17 protein-coding genes are annotated in these 15792 nt (G+C 47.3%); 10 read left to right on the top strand and 7 right to left on the bottom strand.

Annotated features, from left to right (window positions below; translation table 11 throughout):
- Positions 1-8: 8 nt before the first annotated feature.
- From ACU37H_RS13870 to rpiA, 7 genes are all read left to right on the top strand, one after another.
- The gene (locus tag ACU37H_RS13870; protein WP_472703511.1) at positions 9-626 is read left to right on the top strand and encodes a Type 1 glutamine amidotransferase-like domain-containing protein; all 618 of its coding nucleotides are present in this window, start codon (positions 9-11) and stop codon (positions 624-626) included.
- Between the two features lie 77 nt (positions 627-703).
- On the top strand, positions 704-1507 hold the full coding sequence (locus ACU37H_RS13865; protein ID WP_472703512.1) for a DNA alkylation repair protein: 804 nt from the start codon (positions 704-706) through the stop codon (positions 1505-1507).
- A 94-nt stretch (positions 1508-1601) separates the two neighbouring features.
- Positions 1602-1937: a cupin domain-containing protein gene (locus ACU37H_RS13860; RefSeq protein WP_472703513.1), complete on the top strand. Its 336-nt coding sequence runs from the start codon at positions 1602-1604 to the stop codon at positions 1935-1937.
- Between the two features lie 130 nt (positions 1938-2067).
- Positions 2068-2460: a DUF1398 domain-containing protein gene (locus ACU37H_RS13855; protein ID WP_472703514.1), complete on the top strand. Its 393-nt coding sequence runs from the start codon at positions 2068-2070 to the stop codon at positions 2458-2460.
- A 5-nt stretch (positions 2461-2465) separates the two neighbouring features.
- Complete coding sequence (locus ACU37H_RS13850; protein WP_472703515.1) at positions 2466-2957, top strand: c-type cytochrome; 492 nt, start codon at positions 2466-2468, stop codon at positions 2955-2957.
- A 30-nt stretch (positions 2958-2987) separates the two neighbouring features.
- The gene (locus ACU37H_RS13845) at positions 2988-4169 is read left to right on the top strand and encodes an aspartate aminotransferase family protein (RefSeq protein WP_472703516.1); all 1182 of its coding nucleotides are present in this window, start codon (positions 2988-2990) and stop codon (positions 4167-4169) included.
- Between the two features lie 89 nt (positions 4170-4258).
- Positions 4259-4963 (top strand): ribose-5-phosphate isomerase RpiA, encoded by a 705-nt coding sequence (rpiA, locus tag ACU37H_RS13840; protein WP_472703517.1) that lies wholly within the window; start codon positions 4259-4261, stop codon positions 4961-4963.
- Positions 4964-5007: 44 nt separating this feature from the next.
- On the opposite strand, the gene ACU37H_RS13835 is transcribed toward rpiA, so the two are convergent.
- The 4 genes from ACU37H_RS13835 to ACU37H_RS13820 all read right to left on the bottom strand — a co-directional run bounded on the left by ACU37H_RS13835 (position 5008) and on the right by ACU37H_RS13820 (position 8493).
- Complete coding sequence (locus tag ACU37H_RS13835; RefSeq protein WP_472703518.1) at positions 5008-5331, bottom strand: hypothetical protein; 324 nt, start codon at positions 5329-5331, stop codon at positions 5008-5010.
- A gap of 10 nt (positions 5332-5341) precedes the next feature.
- Positions 5342-5914, bottom strand: coding sequence for an RNA polymerase sigma factor (locus ACU37H_RS13830; RefSeq protein WP_472703519.1), 573 nt, complete (start codon positions 5912-5914; stop codon positions 5342-5344).
- Between the two features lie 427 nt (positions 5915-6341).
- The gene (gene hisS / locus ACU37H_RS13825) at positions 6342-7712 is read right to left on the bottom strand and encodes a histidine--tRNA ligase (RefSeq protein ID WP_472703520.1); all 1371 of its coding nucleotides are present in this window, start codon (positions 7710-7712) and stop codon (positions 6342-6344) included.
- Positions 7713-8037: 325 nt separating this feature from the next.
- Complete coding sequence (locus ACU37H_RS13820) at positions 8038-8493, bottom strand: low molecular weight protein-tyrosine-phosphatase (RefSeq protein ID WP_472703521.1); 456 nt, start codon at positions 8491-8493, stop codon at positions 8038-8040.
- Positions 8494-8572: 79 nt separating this feature from the next.
- Here ACU37H_RS13820 and rlmN point away from each other — a divergent pair, with 79 nt between their 5' ends.
- Positions 8573-9616: a dual-specificity RNA methyltransferase RlmN gene (gene rlmN, locus ACU37H_RS13815; protein ID WP_472703522.1), complete on the top strand. Its 1044-nt coding sequence runs from the start codon at positions 8573-8575 to the stop codon at positions 9614-9616.
- 261 nt (positions 9617-9877) lie between these two features.
- Positions 9878-10180, top strand: a complete 303-nt coding sequence (locus tag ACU37H_RS13810) for a hypothetical protein (protein ID WP_472703523.1) — start codon at positions 9878-9880, stop codon at positions 10178-10180.
- A gap of 7 nt (positions 10181-10187) precedes the next feature.
- On the opposite strand, the gene ACU37H_RS13805 is transcribed toward ACU37H_RS13810, so the two are convergent.
- The gene (locus ACU37H_RS13805) at positions 10188-11306 is read right to left on the bottom strand and encodes a sensor histidine kinase (protein ID WP_472703524.1); all 1119 of its coding nucleotides are present in this window, start codon (positions 11304-11306) and stop codon (positions 10188-10190) included.
- An 11-nt stretch (positions 11307-11317) separates the two neighbouring features.
- A complete protein-coding gene (locus ACU37H_RS13800) occupies positions 11318-11992 on the bottom strand; it encodes a response regulator (protein WP_472703525.1) in 675 nt (224 codons plus the stop codon).
- Positions 11993-12208: 216 nt separating this feature from the next.
- Between ACU37H_RS13800 and ACU37H_RS13795 the strand changes: the two genes are divergently transcribed.
- The gene (locus ACU37H_RS13795) at positions 12209-14482 is read left to right on the top strand and encodes a hypothetical protein (RefSeq protein WP_472703526.1); all 2274 of its coding nucleotides are present in this window, start codon (positions 12209-12211) and stop codon (positions 14480-14482) included.
- Positions 14483-14808: 326 nt separating this feature from the next.
- On the opposite strand, the gene ACU37H_RS13790 is transcribed toward ACU37H_RS13795, so the two are convergent.
- Positions 14809-15774 carry a transglutaminase family protein gene (locus ACU37H_RS13790; RefSeq protein WP_472703527.1) on the bottom strand — a complete coding sequence of 322 codons (966 nt, stop codon included), beginning with the start codon at positions 15772-15774 and terminating at the stop codon, positions 14809-14811.
- Between the last annotated feature and the right edge of the window lie 18 nt (positions 15775-15792).

The following is a 15792-nucleotide window of genomic DNA, read 5'->3' as shown; positions in this document are numbered from 1 at the left end:
GAATAATAATGAAACTTTTTCTTTGCTCTTCGTTCGTTGATGTTGCGAACTATCTGGCTCCTTTTATCGGTGAGAAGTTAAAAGGTAAAACCATTACGTTTATCCCAACAGCAAGTAACCCCGAAACATACAAAGATTATGTAACCAGGGACCGGCAGGCTTTCGAACAGCTTGGCATAGCTGTAGACCCGTTAGATGTATCGGTTGAATCGAAGAATACAGTTAAGGAAAAGATAGAAAGAAATGATTTTATTTATATCTCCGGTGGCAACACATTCTATTTACTGCAGGAGTTAAAGAATTCGGGAACAGACAAAACGCTCCTTGAAGCGATTAAAAAAGGAAAGCTGTATATCGGCGCTTCGGCGGGGGCGATCATTATGTCAAAAAACATAGGTTACATCGAAAAAATGGATGATAAAAGAAAAGCTGATCAACTATCGGATTACAATGCTTTAGCCATTGTTGACTTTTTTACATTACCGCACTATTCAAATGAACCTTTTAAGCAGGTAGCAGCCAAAATACTAAACGAGTATAAAGACCAGATCGACCTTATTCCGATCAGCAATACACAGGCGATCGAAGTAACGAACAAGGATATCAAAATAGTCGGAACTAAATAACGATCTGACCGAAAACTGTTAGCAACATCGCTAAGAAACCCGCTAAACCTGATTCTTCTTGAAAAAATCAAAATTGTATGACTTCAATCCAACGAAAAGGAGCGCGCTCCATAAAAGACATTCCGGCGGATATTTTGCAACAGTTAAATAAAGGCGCTATCGAAACCGCCAATCTCGTAGAGTGGCTGGCCGTAGACCAGCGACTGCTGCTGGAAAATGTACTTCACCAACATCAGCGAACGGCATACCTGAAGCCCGTTTTGAAAAAGATCAGCCAGCTCAAAAAGCAAGCGGTCAACACCGTAAACGAGGCTATAGGAACGGGCCTTTTTGAGCAAACCACGCAACACAATGACCAGGAGTTTATGGAGACGATGTCGAAGCATGCCGCTGATCTGGTTCGTTGCTGGGCGACGTATGTGATTGGTAAAGATGACCGGTTAAACATCAAAGAGATCCTGCAACAAATTCAACCGTTTTCGGCTGATAGCCATTTCGGCGTGAGGGAGGTCTGCTGGATGGCTGTAAGGTCAAAAATAACAGATCATCTTCGCGAAAGCATCGACATACTTTCCACATGGACCGGGAGTAACGACGAAAACATCAGGCGCTTTGCGACAGAGTCAACCAGGCCCAGGGGCGTCTGGTGCGCGCACATCGAAGTACTAAAACAGCATCCCGAACTGGCATTGCCCATCTTAGAGCCATTAAAATCAGACGAAGCAAAATATGTCCGGGACAGCGTAGGCAACTGGCTGAACGATGCGAGCAAGACGCAAGCAGCATTTGTAAAGGACCTTTGCCAGCGCTGGGAAGCGGAGAGCAACACTACCGAGACAAAATACATCATCAAAAAAGCCTTGAGAACCTTGAATAAATAGCAACGAGGTTTTTACATTAAAAAGTCTTATATTCATTGAAGACCTGTAACGAACGAACCAGGAACCCAAACATTTTTTAAATCAAAACAACGGCATGCAAAAGCAATACAAGAAATATACACTTAATGACGATGTAACCCTCCAGGTGATCTCTTATACCGATGAAATGATGATTGCCCGGCTATGGTTTACCGGCAAAGGTTTTAGCGGTACACACCATCACATCAACCAGGAAGCGAACACCGTGCTTTCCGGCAAATTTGAATCCACTAACGGCAATGAAAAGACCATTTTAACTGCCGGAGATTCGGTGCATGTGCATACCGACCTTCCACACAATCTGGAATGCCTCACGCCAACCGGCGAAATCATTACCTGCTGGACACCGGCAAGAAAAGATATCATTGAAAAATATACGGAGGTAGAATAGGCAGTTCCCTACACATAAGTCAGGTTTTGTGAATCCCCGTTGGTGATCAGATCAACCATATTTTCAGTAAAATCATTGTATTTTTATTTTTGAAAAAAGCTTGCGATCTTTTGCCATTAAAACCACGCCCATGTTTACCCTGGAAGAAATCCAATCGGCACACAGCAAAGTACGATCAGGCGCAGACTTCCCTGCTTATATCCGGGACCTGCAGGAATTAGGAGTCTCGGATTATGAGACATTTGTTGCAGATGGGCATGGCGTCTACTACGATGCCACAGGCAATCACATCATCACTTCGCCAGCAAAGTATGGAATCCTGGACATCGCCGACACTTCTGACGCGGGCAAATTGATGTCGGATCTTAAAGCACATCAGCAGGGCCAGACCAATTACCCCACCTTTTGTGAGGATGCGGCCAAATCGGGAATCGAAAAGTGGTTGGTTTCTATTCCTCAAAAGACGTGCGCATACTACGATAAGTCCGGCAATAAACTCCTGGTTGAAAACATACCTGTTTAAAACGGATGAGTGGTTCTACAGCACAGGGATTTGAAAATAATTTAGCGCGACCCGGGTTTGCTTTCCTAAGCAGGAGCTTGACAGGCAGCAATCTTATTGCCTTGTGTACAAGCATCGTGTTAGTTTTGGTAACCATCTCTACCTTCAGCTGCAAAAATGAACCTGGGCGCCCTCGCGCCATATCTGCGAACGGTTATATCAAACCGATACCCGGAAAAGACGAGTACGTCTCCCCGGAACTGGTTGAAAAAGGAAAAGTGCTGATCAGCTATTCGGATTGCAACACCTGCCACAAGGAAGATGAAAAATCTGTAGGACCTGCTTTTAAAGATATTTCAAAGAGATATCCCATTAACGAGGCTTATCTTGATTACCTCGCAAGAAAAATTATATCCGGCGGCAGCAGAAGCTGGGGCTACCCGGTGATGACGTCTCACCCGGAATTATCTATGGAGGAGGCAAAAATGATGGCGGCCTACATACTGTCACTCAATTAAAACCGTCGTCCATTTTGTACCTTCGCGGCAATGAACCAACGGGAACTTTTTTTACGTCATGTGGCGCAGACTTCTACGGCCCCCCTGGCACTGGAAGTGGTGAAAGCAGAGGGATGCACCTTGTTCGATGCGAACGGAAGCACGTATATTGACCTGATCGGCGGCATTAGTGTGGCAAACGTAGGGCACCGCCATCCTGAAGTCGTTAAAGCCATCCATCAGCAACTGGATGCCTACCTGCATATCATGGTCTACGGTGAGCTCGTCGAAGCACCGCAGGTGCAGTATGCTTCCTTACTGGCCCTTCATTTACCGGATTCACTGAATGCCGTTTTTTTTACCAATTCCGGCGCGGAAGCCGTTGAAGGCGCGATGAAACTGGCTAAAAGAGCTACGAATCGTACAAAGATCATTGCCTGCGATCAATCCTATCATGGCTCCACTCAAGGAGCTTTGAGTATTATCGGCAGCGAATACTGGCGCAATGCTTACCGGCCTTTGCTTCCGGGCATATTGCACCTGCCTTACAATAGCGAAGTGTTGATCGAAGAAATCAGCAATGAAACGGCCTGCGTCATTCTTGAAACCGTTCAGGCGGAAGCGGGCGTCAATCCGCCTGATATCAACTGGTTACAGGCGGTCAGGGAACGCTGCACCGCAACCGGCACCTTGCTCATACTGGATGAAATCCAAACCGGCTTCGGAAGGACGGGTAAGCTTTGGGGCTTTGAGCATTTTGATGTTGTGCCTGATGTGGTCTTATTAGGCAAAGCCTTAGGTGGCGGTATGCCACTGGGGGCTTTTGTGGCTGACAGGGAACTCATGATGACGCTGGCCGACAACCCGGTGTTGGGTCACATCACTACTTTCGGCGGACATCCGGTATGTTGCGCCGCCGGTCTTGCAGCGTTGCAGGTGCTGACGACCGAAAAACTTTACGAATCCGTTTCACAAAAGGAGCAGCTTTTTTTATCCTTGCTGAAACACGATAAAATACGCTCTGTCAATAGCTTTGGCTTGTTAATGGCAGTGGCGTTTGACAGTTTTGAGACCAACAAAAAGATCATCGACCGGGCCATCGCATCCGGAGCATTCACGGATTGGTTTCTCTTCGCTTCTAACTGCCTGCGGATCTGTCCGCCGCTGACGATCACCGAAGCCGAGATTGAAAAAGCCTGCGCTATTTTGTTGCAGGCCATGGACGGGGATTGATCATCATTACTAATAAGCGAATGCCCTGTTTTAAAAACGTACATCAGATATCAGACATCCAACATCGGATATCAGACATAAAAAAAATTATGGCTCAAGCAAATAACGAAAAGCAGATGGCGGCACTGGAAGCCGTGAAAGAAATTAAAGGCGGAATGATCGTGGGACTGGGAACCGGGTCTACGGCCTATTACGCCATTCAGGCGGTTGGTGATATGATCAAAAACGGCATGAACATTCAGACGGTGCCCACTTCAGAACAAACACGGCAAATGTCTGCTGAACTCGGCATTCCAATGGTAGATATCAATACGATCGATTCGATTGATATCACCATTGACGGCGCTGACGAATTTACCCAAAACCTCGAACTCATCAAAGGTGGCGGCGGCGCACTGCTGCGTGAAAAGATCGTGGCGTCCCTGACTAAAAAACAGATCATTGTGACGGACAGCTCAAAGCTGGTGCATCAATTGGGAAAATTTAAAGTACCGATAGAAGTAATCCCTTTTGCTAAAGCTTACGTGATGCGGCAGCTACAGGTGATCGGCGGCATCGGCATGATCCGGATGAAAGACGCCCGCCCCGATGACGGGGTCGGACAAGGGAAAGAATATATTACGGACCAGGGAAATGTGATCATCGACGCCGACTTCGGCCTGATCGAGCATCCGGCGGTGCTTCAGGAGCAGTTGAACAGCATCGTGGGTGTGGTGGAGCACGGATTATTTATTGGACTGGCGCACCAGGTGATCATGGTTAAAAACGGCGAAACCCTCACGTTTAAGGCGTAAGGGTTTCGAAAATGTTTTAAGCTGCGCGAGGTGAGAAAAACGCACTAGAACCGGCCCCGGCATCGCTGTTTCCACTCTTCCTTGAAGCGGGTTCTTTCCTCGTCGCTCATGCTGCGGAATTTTTCGCGCAGATCGCCCGGCGATCTGAAGCGGCCTCGTCCTTTCGGACCGCCAAATCCGCTGAACAGTATTTTGCTTAAGATCAGGATGCCCATGGCCTGCCAGTAATTTACGGGGTTCACTGCCAGCACATCAGGAAGGATGGCATTCCACAGCAGCATTACAATGGCACTGAATATAAAAATCGCGGCTATGGCGCAAAACGCGATCACAAATTTGGGCGGTCGCCCGCATTTTCTTTTGTTCATAAAAATATTTTTAAAAATTAATTAGTTCGTTGTACAAATACTGAAGCCGTTTGCGAAGATGCTGTACGGCGTAGCGCTTGCGGCTGATCACCGTTTTGATACTTTCACCGCTTTTATCAGCAATCTCCTGCAAAGTCATGTCTTCCATCTCGTTGAGAATAAAAGCTTCCCGTTGCGCCACCGGCAGTTCTTCCAGCGCATCAAACAATGACTCCCAAAACAGTTCTTTAAAATCTTCCAGCTCGGGGTTGTCATTTATAGCCAGTAAAATATCCTTGAAATGAAATTCGCCGTCTTCCCCTTCGTATTGATAATCATCGATCAGATCCGGCTTTTTTTTGCGGTAGCGGTCCGTGATCTTGTTGCGCGCAACAGCGAACAGCCAGCCACTGACCTCTTCTATCGTCTGCGTGGCAGACGTATTGGCAAACTGATACCAAACATCCTGCAAAATGTCTTCTGCATCCGCGTCGGTGTTGACCTTCCCGCGAATGAATCCAAAAAGCCGCTTACTGTAATTTGCTACAGTGTCAACAATATTTTGCTTCTTGTCATCAGCCATTATTGCAATTCCGTCCGCCATTGAATTAGTAAACGGACAGAGGAGAAAATTACTTTAAAAAAAATGAATGGGGTTTTCTATGATATCAACAGTAAATATATGGCAACGAAATTGCGTCGCACACTTGATTGGTGGAATATATGGCAACCTATATAAACGATCCAACTGTCGAACTAAAGAACACCAACACACGTCGTTGCGAGCGTAACGCAGTGCCCGCCCGGACGAACCCGTTCGCCAGCCCGAAAGATCCATCTGGCGGGGACGGGAAGCCGAGCCATCTTCTTGTTGTTCAGAAGATTCCTCCCCATCCACTCCGGCACTCGTTTTGCTTTGAGGTAAACATCGGTCGAAACGACGATAAACCAATTTTAAAAACATGGAAAGTTTAAGTAAGGCTGTCCATTAAATATCTGGTCAGACCGGGACGGTCAGACCAGATGTTCCGCTAATTAAAAAAGTCTGATAAATCTCCGCTCACAAAACTTACCTGCTGCTGATCGCCCGTCTCCAGGTTTTTGATATTCACGATGCCTTGCTCCAGCTCCTTGCTGCCGAGGATGCCTACATAGGGAATGGCCTTCTTTTCAGCGTATTTAAATTGCTTGTCAAACTTGCTGTTTTCGTGGTATACTTCGCAGGCGATACCGCTGGAACGCAGCTGCTGCGCCAGCTCCATGGCTTTAGCAACTTCGGCTTCACCCAGGTTGAAGAATAACAGCCGGGTTCCGGCAGCCACTTCCCCGGGAAAAAGATCGAGCTCGCTCATCACATCGTAGATCCGGTCAACGCCAAAGGAGATGCCTACGCCGGGGATATTCGGAACCCCAAACAAGCCGGTAAGATCATCGTAACGACCACCGCCTCCAATGCTGCCGATCTGCACGTTTCGTGCTTTGATTTCGAAGATGGTGCCGGTGTAGTAGTTCAGGCCGCGCGCCAGGGTGAGGTCAAGAACAAGTTGACAGTTGACGGTTGACGGTTGGCAGCTTTTTACAAGATATTGCAGTTCTTCGATTCCTTTTAAACCTGTTTCGTTACCTGCAAAAATATGCTGAAGTTGCTCTAATTTTTCTTCGTTGCTGCCGGTTATGGAAAGAAAAGATTCGATGATCCGGATCTGAAGATCCGTCAACCCTCTGCCTGATAATTCTTCTTTTACTTTTTCAATACCAATTTTATCGAGCTTGTCGATAGCGATCGTAATGTCGGTCAGCTTGTCGGCCCCGCCGCAAACCTCTGCTAAAGCGGCCAGCACTTTACGGTTGTTAACCCTGAGCTCAATGTCAATATTCAGCTTGTTGAAAACCGTAGCGTAGATGTGGATCAATTCGATCTCGTTCAGCAACGACCGGCTGCCCACCACATCTGCATCACACTGATAGAACTCGCGGTATCGCCCTTTTTGCGGACGGTCGGCCCTCCATACGGGCTGCATCTGGTAGCGCTTGAAAGGCATCGGCAATTGCTGGTGATTCATGGCCACATAGCGGGCAAACGGAATGGTGAGATCATAACGAAGCGCCCGCTCGGTAATGTCTTTGCTCGACTTTCCTTCCAGGACTTTATCAAAGCCCGCTCGGGTTTTTTCGAACTTGGCTTCATTATCCAGTCCGTTGTTCAGGATCTTAAAGATCAGCTTATCCCCTTCTTCTCCATATTTACCCATCAGGGTATCCAGATTTTCCATGGCCGGTGTTTCCAGCGGCTGAAAACCATATAACTCAAAAACGGATTGTATCGTATTAAAAATAAATTGGCGCTTACGCACGGTATCTGCACCAAAATCACGGGTTCCCTGTGGTATCGTTGGTTTCATTTCTTTAGTTGTCGGTTGACAGATGAAAGTTGACTGATTAGATGCTAATACTCATTCTACACTTGCATTTTTTAACTGTCAACGGTGAGCTCTCAACTGTCCTCTTATCCTTTAGTTGTCAGTTGACAGATGAAAGTTGACTGATTAGATGCTAATGCTCTTCTACACTTGCATTTTTTCTGTCAACGGTGAGCTCTCAACTGTCCTCTTATCCTTTAGTTGTCGGTTGACTGATGAAAGTTGACTGATTAGATGCTAATATTCATTCTACACTTGCACTTGCACTTGCATTTTTACTGTCAACGGTGAACTCTCAACTGTCCTCTTATTTATACTTCTTAATTATCGCATCGCAGGCCTGGTCGATCATATCATAAACATCGTGATAACCGGGCTCCGGTCCGTACCAGGGATCCGGAACATCCATATTCTTTCCGGGGTACAGTTCGTTCATCAGCAACTCCACTTTCGTCTCGTCGAACCTTCCTTTGGCGATCCATTTCATTTCATCTATCACATCTTCGGCCATTGCGTAGATCTTGTCGTATGCTTCAAAGTCATCAACGACAAAGCGACGCGCACATTGTCCGCTGATATCCAACCCTTTCGCTTTAGCGACCTTTTGAGAAAGCTGGTGAGGCGCTTCCCCGACATGATATCCGTTCGTGCCTGCGCTATCCACTGTCCAATCGAGGCCGGCTGCATCGGCCTTATGCTGTAAAATACCCTCAGCCAGGGGGCTGCGGCAAATATTTCCCAAACAGACCATCAAAATCTTCATGGGCGCAAAGATAGAAAAATAGGCAATAGGCATGGACAATGGTCTATAGACTATGGGCAACCTCACGTATCTTTGCATAATGGCTTCAGGAAAACAGAACATCAGGGATCTGACATTGGATCAGCTGGAAAAATATTTTTTATCGATCGGTGAGAAAAAATTCCGGGCAAAGCAGGTGTATGACTGGCTGTGGCTGAAGCCCGTACAGTCATTCGAGGAAATGACCAATATCAGCAAAGACCTGCGCCAGAAGCTTTCCAACCAGTTCTCTTTTCCCGCCATCAAGGTAGATACTACGCAGCATTCTGAAGACGGAACGATCAAATCGCGCTTTCGGACCACAGAAGGCCACCTGACTGAAGGCGTTTTAATTCCTACGGAAGAACGGAAAACGGCCTGCGTGAGCTCGCAGATCGGATGTAGCCTGAGCTGTAAATTCTGCGCGACCGGCTATCTCGAAAGGAAGCGCAATCTGAACTTCGACGAAATATTTGACGAGGTGGCGCTGATCAATCAGCAATCCCTTGAAGTGTATGATAAGAAGCTGACCAATATCGTCTTTATGGGTATGGGCGAGCCGCTGCTGAACTACAGGAATGTGTTGAAAGCGATCGAAAAGATCACCTCGCCGGAGGGCCTGGGCATGAGCCCGCGCCGGATCACCGTTTCGACAGCGGGTGTAGCCAAGATGATCAAACAACTGGGCGATGACAAAGTGAAATTTAAGCTGGCGCTATCGCTCCACGCGGCGACGGATAAAAAGCGACACGAGATCATGCCGATCAATGACAGTAACAACATCAAGTCACTGGTGGAGGCTCTTAACTACTTTTATAAGCAGACCAAGAACGAGATTACATTTGAATATATCCTGTTTAATAATTTCAACGACTCCCTGGAAGATGCGGATGAACTGATCAAGATCTACCGCCAGGTGCCTTCTGACCTGGTAAACCTGATTGAATACAACCCGATTGAGTTTGCTCAGTTTACCAAACCATCTGAAGAAAAGGTCGACGCCTTCATGCGTTACCTGGAAAAGAACAGGGTGAATGTCCGCCTGCGCCGCAGCCGCGGAAAGGATATTGATGCTGCCTGCGGGCAGTTGGCGAATAAGGGGTAGGGAGGTTGAAAGTCGGAAGGTTGAAGTAGAACAACGGAATTTTAAATTGGGTGTTCATGGTCCGATGTAGCCATTAATAGAGGTGTTGCGTTTTTAGATAAATTCCCGTTATATAGCATATATAACACCTTAATTAACATGAAATACACAGTTCTTGTCGCAACCCTTGTAGTATCTTTTTTCAGCTGTAAAAAAAATTCAACCGTCACCCAAAACCGAGATTTACACGGCAGGTGGGAATTGAGAGCTGCTTACAGTCAGATGTCTCGCACATTTGAACCAGGTAACGGCAACCGTTTAGAGTTTAAGGGCAATAACTACTCCGAATTCGAGACAGGTAAATTAAAAAAGTCCGGGAAATATCAGATTGTAGATGATCCGGGTGTTGAAGAATCTGTTGGCTTGGTCATCCCGAGAGGACGATACGGCTCCAGGATTCAGTTTGATGGCGTCGATAATCCGAAGGTCTACTTTGAAATTTCCAGAGATACCCTTTACACGATGCAGGGATATTTCCCTACAGACGCCGGATCCAAATGGGTGTATGTGAAGATCCCCGGCTGATAGAGTCCTAATCTTTTTTCGCTCTTAACGTAAATCCAACGGTTGTTCCGATATCTGGTGTGCTTCGGATGTGAATGGTTTGGTTGTGCGCCTCGATAATATGTTTACAGATAGCAAGTCCCAGCCCGCTGCCGGTCGCGTCCATGCTCCGCCCAACATCAGTCCTGTAGAAGCGCTCAAAGATGCGCGGGAGATTTTTTTCTGCGATGCCTACCCCATCGTCGCTCACTTCGATCAGGATGCGCTTGTCATCCGTCCGATAAATGCCCGCTTTGATCGTACCATTTTTCTTCCCGTATTTAATGGCGTTTTCAAAAAGATTAAGCACCACCTGGCGGATCTTTTCCTTATCGGCGTTGACAATGATCCAGGCTTCACAACCTTTCTTGATGCTGAAGCTGATATTTTTAGATTCTGCTTTTATCGATATGCTTTCAAAAGTGTCTTTCAACAGGTCCTGAACGATAAAATTGGTTTTTACCAGCACCAGCTCTCCGCGTTCCAGGCTGGAGATTTCGTCCAGGTCGCTCAACAGTGCCGTGAGCCGCTCCACGTTTCGCGAGGTTTTTTCCAGGAACTTCCGGCGCAACGCCGGGCTGTCCGGCTCGTCCTGCAACAAAGTGTCCACGTAGCTCTGGATCGTGAAGATCGGTGTTTTGAACTCGTGCGACAGGTTTTGCAGAAACTCCCGCCTGAACTGCTCATTGGCCCGCAACTGATCCATTTGCTTTTGATTCTCCTGTGCCCAGGCCTCCACATCTTCCGTTACTTCTCCGATACTCTTTTTAGGAAGAATGTATTTGTAATAGGTTTCTTCCCGCTTGGTAGCCTTCGTCTGGTAGATGAATTTATAGATCAGCTTTATCTTCCGGTAGATGAAATTGTCCAGCACAAAGGAGATCAGGAAATAGCCTCCTGCCAGCAACACGACAAAAGCTACTAAGGTGAACATCCATCGCTGGTCGACGATATATAACAACAGGCTGACGGGCACCGCTAACGCGAGGGCCGTATAGAAGGATAATTGCTTGGGAGAAAGGTTTTTAGGATTCATTCCTTCGGTGATAAACCGGCAACATAAACCTCCGCCTGCCGGATGAAACCGCGGCGGGAAAGCTGTTGCCATTGGGTGATCTTTTAAATCTCAAACTTATACCCCACACCTTTTACGGTGGTGATACAGTCCATGTCCAGTTTCTGCCGGATCTTCCGGATGTGCACGTCGATGGTCCTGTCTCCGACAATTACATCGTTACCCCAGATCGCATTCAGGATTTCGTTTCTCAGGAAAACGCGACCGGGCTTCAGCGCGAGGAGGTACAGCAGCTCAAACTCTTTTTTGGCTAGTACGATCTCTTTGTCGTCCACCTGCACCAAAAACTTCTCCGGATCGATATTGATATTACCGACTTTCACCGCTTTCGAATTGTCTTTGTGCACGCGACGCAGCAGGGCAGCCACGCGGCTTAATAAAACTTTCGGGCTCACCGGCTTGCTCACGTAGTCGTCGGCTCCGGTTTCCAGGCCGCGCACCTGGGTGATTTCGTCGTTCAGCGCCGTCAGGAACATGATCAGCGTGTCTTTGAAAGCGGTTTGCGCCCGCAACACCTGGCAAACCTGCACCCCCGTTTTTTTCGGCATCATCATGTCCAATATGATCAGGTTGGGTTTGCTTTGATAAGCTTTCTCAATCGCCTCGTCCCCGTCTCTTGCAGTGATTACTGTATATCCTTCTTTCTCAAGATTGTAGGATAAAATTTCCAGAATATCCGGCTCATCGTCTGCAATCAGGATTTTGTGGCCCTTTTCCATTTTAATGATAATTTAAAGCAAACGTAACGGTAATTTGTTTTATATCGATACCCCAGCCCGTTCTTCCCCTCCAACTTAATGTAAATTTAATATGCGAAACGCTTACCCGGATCGTTATCAGTACATCGTTTTTATCAAAAAACGGCTTAATTATTGCTTCTTTTCCCATACTTTTTAATAATCTGATAATTTTTGATCTTACCCAGACATCATGCTATGAAATTATTATCGAATATGTATTTCAAAAGATCCCTCCCCGTCCTCCTGCTGCTGCTCTTCTTTTCCGCCGATGCCCATTCCCAACTGTTCAAGAGAAAAAAACGAAAAAGAGAAGAGCCTGAAAAAGTAGTGGTAGTCGATACCGTGCCCGCCTATACTGTGGCCATTAACCGGCAAATGTTGCAGGAAAAGGTCGATAAAGACCAGGCTGCATTGCTCTCGATCGACGGGAAAGCCGATAAGATACTGACCATCTCCAACGATGCCCAATTGAATGCTGCCGTGACAGACGCGGCAACCAAGCGGGTGGATTTTCTTCAATATGAGATCGAAACGAATGATTCGATTGATCAACGGCTGAAAGCGAATTACCTGGACGGGCTGACACAGATTCTCCGGCATGTAAAGACGTATAGCCGCAGCAGCCAGTCTTCCATCCAGTATTTACCGCAGATCATCGCCACCTATAAACGGCTGATGCAAGCCAATACAAAAAAGGAGTCCATTGCCAGTATTATCCGCCCACTTTCCTACGATATTGCCAATGCCGCCTTACAACCCGATTTCTTTAAAGATCACGCTGATAACAACGAAGTGCGCGACCTGATGCTGCTGAAACTGGCAGACAGGTACCCTGAAAAAACCTTTGCCGCCCTTCGAACTTATCCGGAAGCATCAGTGGCGGATAGCCTCATCCGCTCCATCGGACACCGCTATCCTCACCTCATCTATGATTATGCCCAGGCGAACAATAAACTCAGCTATCGCATTCAGAACATTGAAGATGACCCGCTGATCGTCAGCGTCGTGGCCATGGCCCGCAATCCTAATAAAAGTGGCCAGTTCTATTTTCCCTTCCTCGACAATATTGTAAAGGGCAAAATTACCATGGAAGAAATCGACAAGGCTAAAAACGACCCCGTGCAATATTTCCGCCTTCTCGTGCAAACCCAGATGGATTACACGCAACGCGCGATGAACGGCGATACGGCGCTGGGTCACACCAGCCTGCTAAGAAAGCTGGAACAAAAAGCTAAGGATGATTTTGTAGCGAAGATCAATGGCCTCCACGAAAGACCGGATGCCGTTCGCTTCCGCTGTCTCCAGCCGCTCACGGCCGAAGAGTTGTATTATGTGGCCGTATTGACCAATGGACTGATCTATACCAGCAGCTATACAAACGGAGTCTACCCGCTGATGATGCGCAAAGCCGACAGAAAAGGTGATGAACTATTGAAGAAGCTGAACTTTGACCATTACCGCAAATTTATCAGCCAGGCAGCGGCCTACAACACGCTGAGAGACTTCCTGGGCAGCTTTTCCAATGCTTCCGACGCGCACGACCTGATGAAGTCATTTGTTACCGGGCTGGAAAAAAGCGATGGCCTGGAAGACGGTGTGGATGTCGCAGACTCTTATGCCAGCGTAGCTGAGACCTTACCCGATCTGGCTAAAGACATGCTGGCAAATGTGAAGGACAACCTGGATCGCAACAAAAGAGAAAACAATCCCAAAGGCATTGCCATCTATGATATTTTACACAACCTGTTTCTTTCCGCCGACTCATCGAATCATGTCGACCTGACCAGCGAACTGGAAATTCCGCCGGTGTACAATGTACCATTCTCCTCCCTTACCAATGAAAAAGGAGAAGTGATCTCACAGGTGTTTTTCTATGGCGACCAGGATGGCAGAAACATTTTTAATGGCTTTCTCAATATGTTTGGTGGCGGCAACTGGAAGATCGACGGCAGCAACAAACAGTGGGTCGTTATCCGGTCGGTAAAAGGCAAGCCGGTGTCTATCTACGCCAACCGTCCGCTGGATGAAAATAAAGGACTGGATGATAAGGCACAGCAGGCCCTGAATGCCTACCTGGACGAGCAGAACCTGCACCCTACCGTGACGATACACCGGGGACATAGCTACTACGCGGAGGCAACCATCGGATACATGGCGCCCACTTCCAAGATTGTGTTCATGGGATCTTGTGGCGGCTTTAACCTGATCGATTCCATCCTGAGAAAATCGGATGACGCGCATATCATTGCGTCAAAGCAGATCGGCCGCACCGCGATCAATAAACCCTTCTTTTACCTGTTGACCGAAAAGCTGAGAACCGGGTCTGATATTGACTGGATCCCGTTCTGGAAGGAATTCAAGAGCCGCGCAAATGTCGCAGGATTTGAAGACTACATCCCTCCTTATAAAAATCTCGGCGCTATTTTTATCAAGGCGTATAAAAAAGAAACAGGCGAAACGGATGTGTGATGGACTATGGTCCATGGTCGATGGCCTATGGACGATGGCGTATAGACTATAGTCAATGGCGTATGGATTATGGTCAATGGCGTATGGACTATAGTCAATGGCGTATGGTCAATGGTCGATAGTCTACATCCTTAAACACTGCACTTTATGTTTTGAGCATTCAACACGTCACCACGCTCCATGGACGATGGCGTATGGATTATGGTCCATGGCCGATGGTCCATAGACGATAGCTTACATCCGGACAACCGGAGCTTTCCGTTTTGAGCGTTAAACACTTCGGCGCCCTACATGGTCCATGGTCGATCAACTATGGACTTTCTCCTCTACTGCTGTTGCATCTGCTCCATATAAAACCGGTAGGAATTACTGGAAACGGGTTCTGCCGGGTGATCTGCTTTATAACTGAATTGCGGCTGGTTGTGCATTTCTTCAACAGGCGCGACCGCCTTATTGTCGATCGACACCAGCACTTCCAATACATGATCAGAAGAACCTTTGTAGGTACCTTTTACCGGGGTGACATCAGAAAAATTACGACCCACCGCCAACCGGATATGCCGGTCGCTGGCAATACAATTGTTCGTAGGGTCTAACCCGATCCATCCGTAATCCGGAAGATAAGCCTCCACCCAGGCATGCGTGGCGCCTTCGCCCCGGAACTCGTTGTTTCTCGGACAAATATACCCGCTGACATACCGCGACGGAATACCGATCCTGCGCAATATCAGCAACAGGAAATGTGCAAAATCCTGGCACACGCCGGCTTTTAATTTCCATATTTCGTCGACGTTCGTTTCTACACTCGTAATGCCTTTTTTGTATTTGAAGTTTTCAAAAATATACGTTGAAAAAGCCTGTGCGTTCTCAAAAGGACTTTGATCAGCGTTGAAAATACCGCCAATAAAGGCTTTCAGTTCATCCACGTTCTCGAACGTTTCCTGTTGGATAAAATCAATGTAAGGAAAGGTTTCCCGAACAGATTCCAATTGCTTCCACTGGTCTGCGGCGGGTGCTTCATTAACAGGAGTGTCAACGGCGCGGGTCACGACCTCTGCTTCGGAACAGATGATCAGCTCCCGGTTAGATTCCACGATGGAGAACATACCCAGCCGGTTGCCGAAGTAGTCGACAAAGGTATCCACCGGCGGATTTTTAGTAACGGTGATCGTATGGCTTGCCACACTCTGCCATTGATCCTCGATAGGATACAACATGATCTGGTTGGTGCATTCCATCGCCGGGCTGCTGTAGGTATAACGGGTAATATGTTTTATTTTAAAGGAAGGCATGCTTGTAATTTAAGTTCT

It is taken from the genome of Niabella sp. ZPM-14 (genome assembly GCF_055693045.2).
The sequence above is the reverse complement of the archived record's forward strand: the minus strand, read 5'-3'. Positions and strand labels throughout refer to the sequence as shown.

Excerpts from the sequence above, each read along its gene's own strand:
- ACU37H_RS13870 (WP_472703511.1), top strand. The coding sequence starts at position 9 with ATGAAACTTTTTCTTTGCTCTTCGTTCGTTGATGTTGCGAACTATCTG.
- ACU37H_RS13865 (WP_472703512.1), top strand. The coding sequence starts at position 704 with ATGACTTCAATCCAACGAAAAGGAGCGCGCTCCATAAAAGACATTCCG.
- ACU37H_RS13860 (WP_472703513.1), top strand. The coding sequence starts at position 1,602 with ATGCAAAAGCAATACAAGAAATATACACTTAATGACGATGTAACCCTC.
- ACU37H_RS13855 (WP_472703514.1), top strand. The coding sequence starts at position 2,068 with ATGTTTACCCTGGAAGAAATCCAATCGGCACACAGCAAAGTACGATCA.
- ACU37H_RS13850 (WP_472703515.1), top strand. The coding sequence starts at position 2,466 with ATGAGTGGTTCTACAGCACAGGGATTTGAAAATAATTTAGCGCGACCC.
- ACU37H_RS13845 (WP_472703516.1), top strand. The coding sequence starts at position 2,988 with ATGAACCAACGGGAACTTTTTTTACGTCATGTGGCGCAGACTTCTACG.
- rpiA (WP_472703517.1), top strand. The coding sequence starts at position 4,259 with ATGGCTCAAGCAAATAACGAAAAGCAGATGGCGGCACTGGAAGCCGTG.
- ACU37H_RS13835 (WP_472703518.1), bottom strand. The coding sequence starts at position 5,331 with ATGAACAAAAGAAAATGCGGGCGACCGCCCAAATTTGTGATCGCGTTT.
- ACU37H_RS13830 (WP_472703519.1), bottom strand. The coding sequence starts at position 5,914 with ATGGCGGACGGAATTGCAATAATGGCTGATGACAAGAAGCAAAATATT.
- hisS (WP_472703520.1), bottom strand. The coding sequence starts at position 7,712 with ATGAAACCAACGATACCACAGGGAACCCGTGATTTTGGTGCAGATACC.
- ACU37H_RS13820 (WP_472703521.1), bottom strand. The coding sequence starts at position 8,493 with ATGAAGATTTTGATGGTCTGTTTGGGAAATATTTGCCGCAGCCCCCTG.
- rlmN (WP_472703522.1), top strand. The coding sequence starts at position 8,573 with ATGGCTTCAGGAAAACAGAACATCAGGGATCTGACATTGGATCAGCTG.
- ACU37H_RS13810 (WP_472703523.1), top strand. The coding sequence starts at position 9,878 with ATGTCTCGCACATTTGAACCAGGTAACGGCAACCGTTTAGAGTTTAAG.
- ACU37H_RS13805 (WP_472703524.1), bottom strand. The coding sequence starts at position 11,306 with ATGGCAACAGCTTTCCCGCCGCGGTTTCATCCGGCAGGCGGAGGTTTA.
- ACU37H_RS13800 (WP_472703525.1), bottom strand. The coding sequence starts at position 11,992 with ATGGAAAAGGGCCACAAAATCCTGATTGCAGACGATGAGCCGGATATT.
- ACU37H_RS13795 (WP_472703526.1), top strand. The coding sequence starts at position 12,209 with ATGAAATTATTATCGAATATGTATTTCAAAAGATCCCTCCCCGTCCTC.
- ACU37H_RS13790 (WP_472703527.1), bottom strand. The coding sequence starts at position 15,774 with ATGCCTTCCTTTAAAATAAAACATATTACCCGTTATACCTACAGCAGC.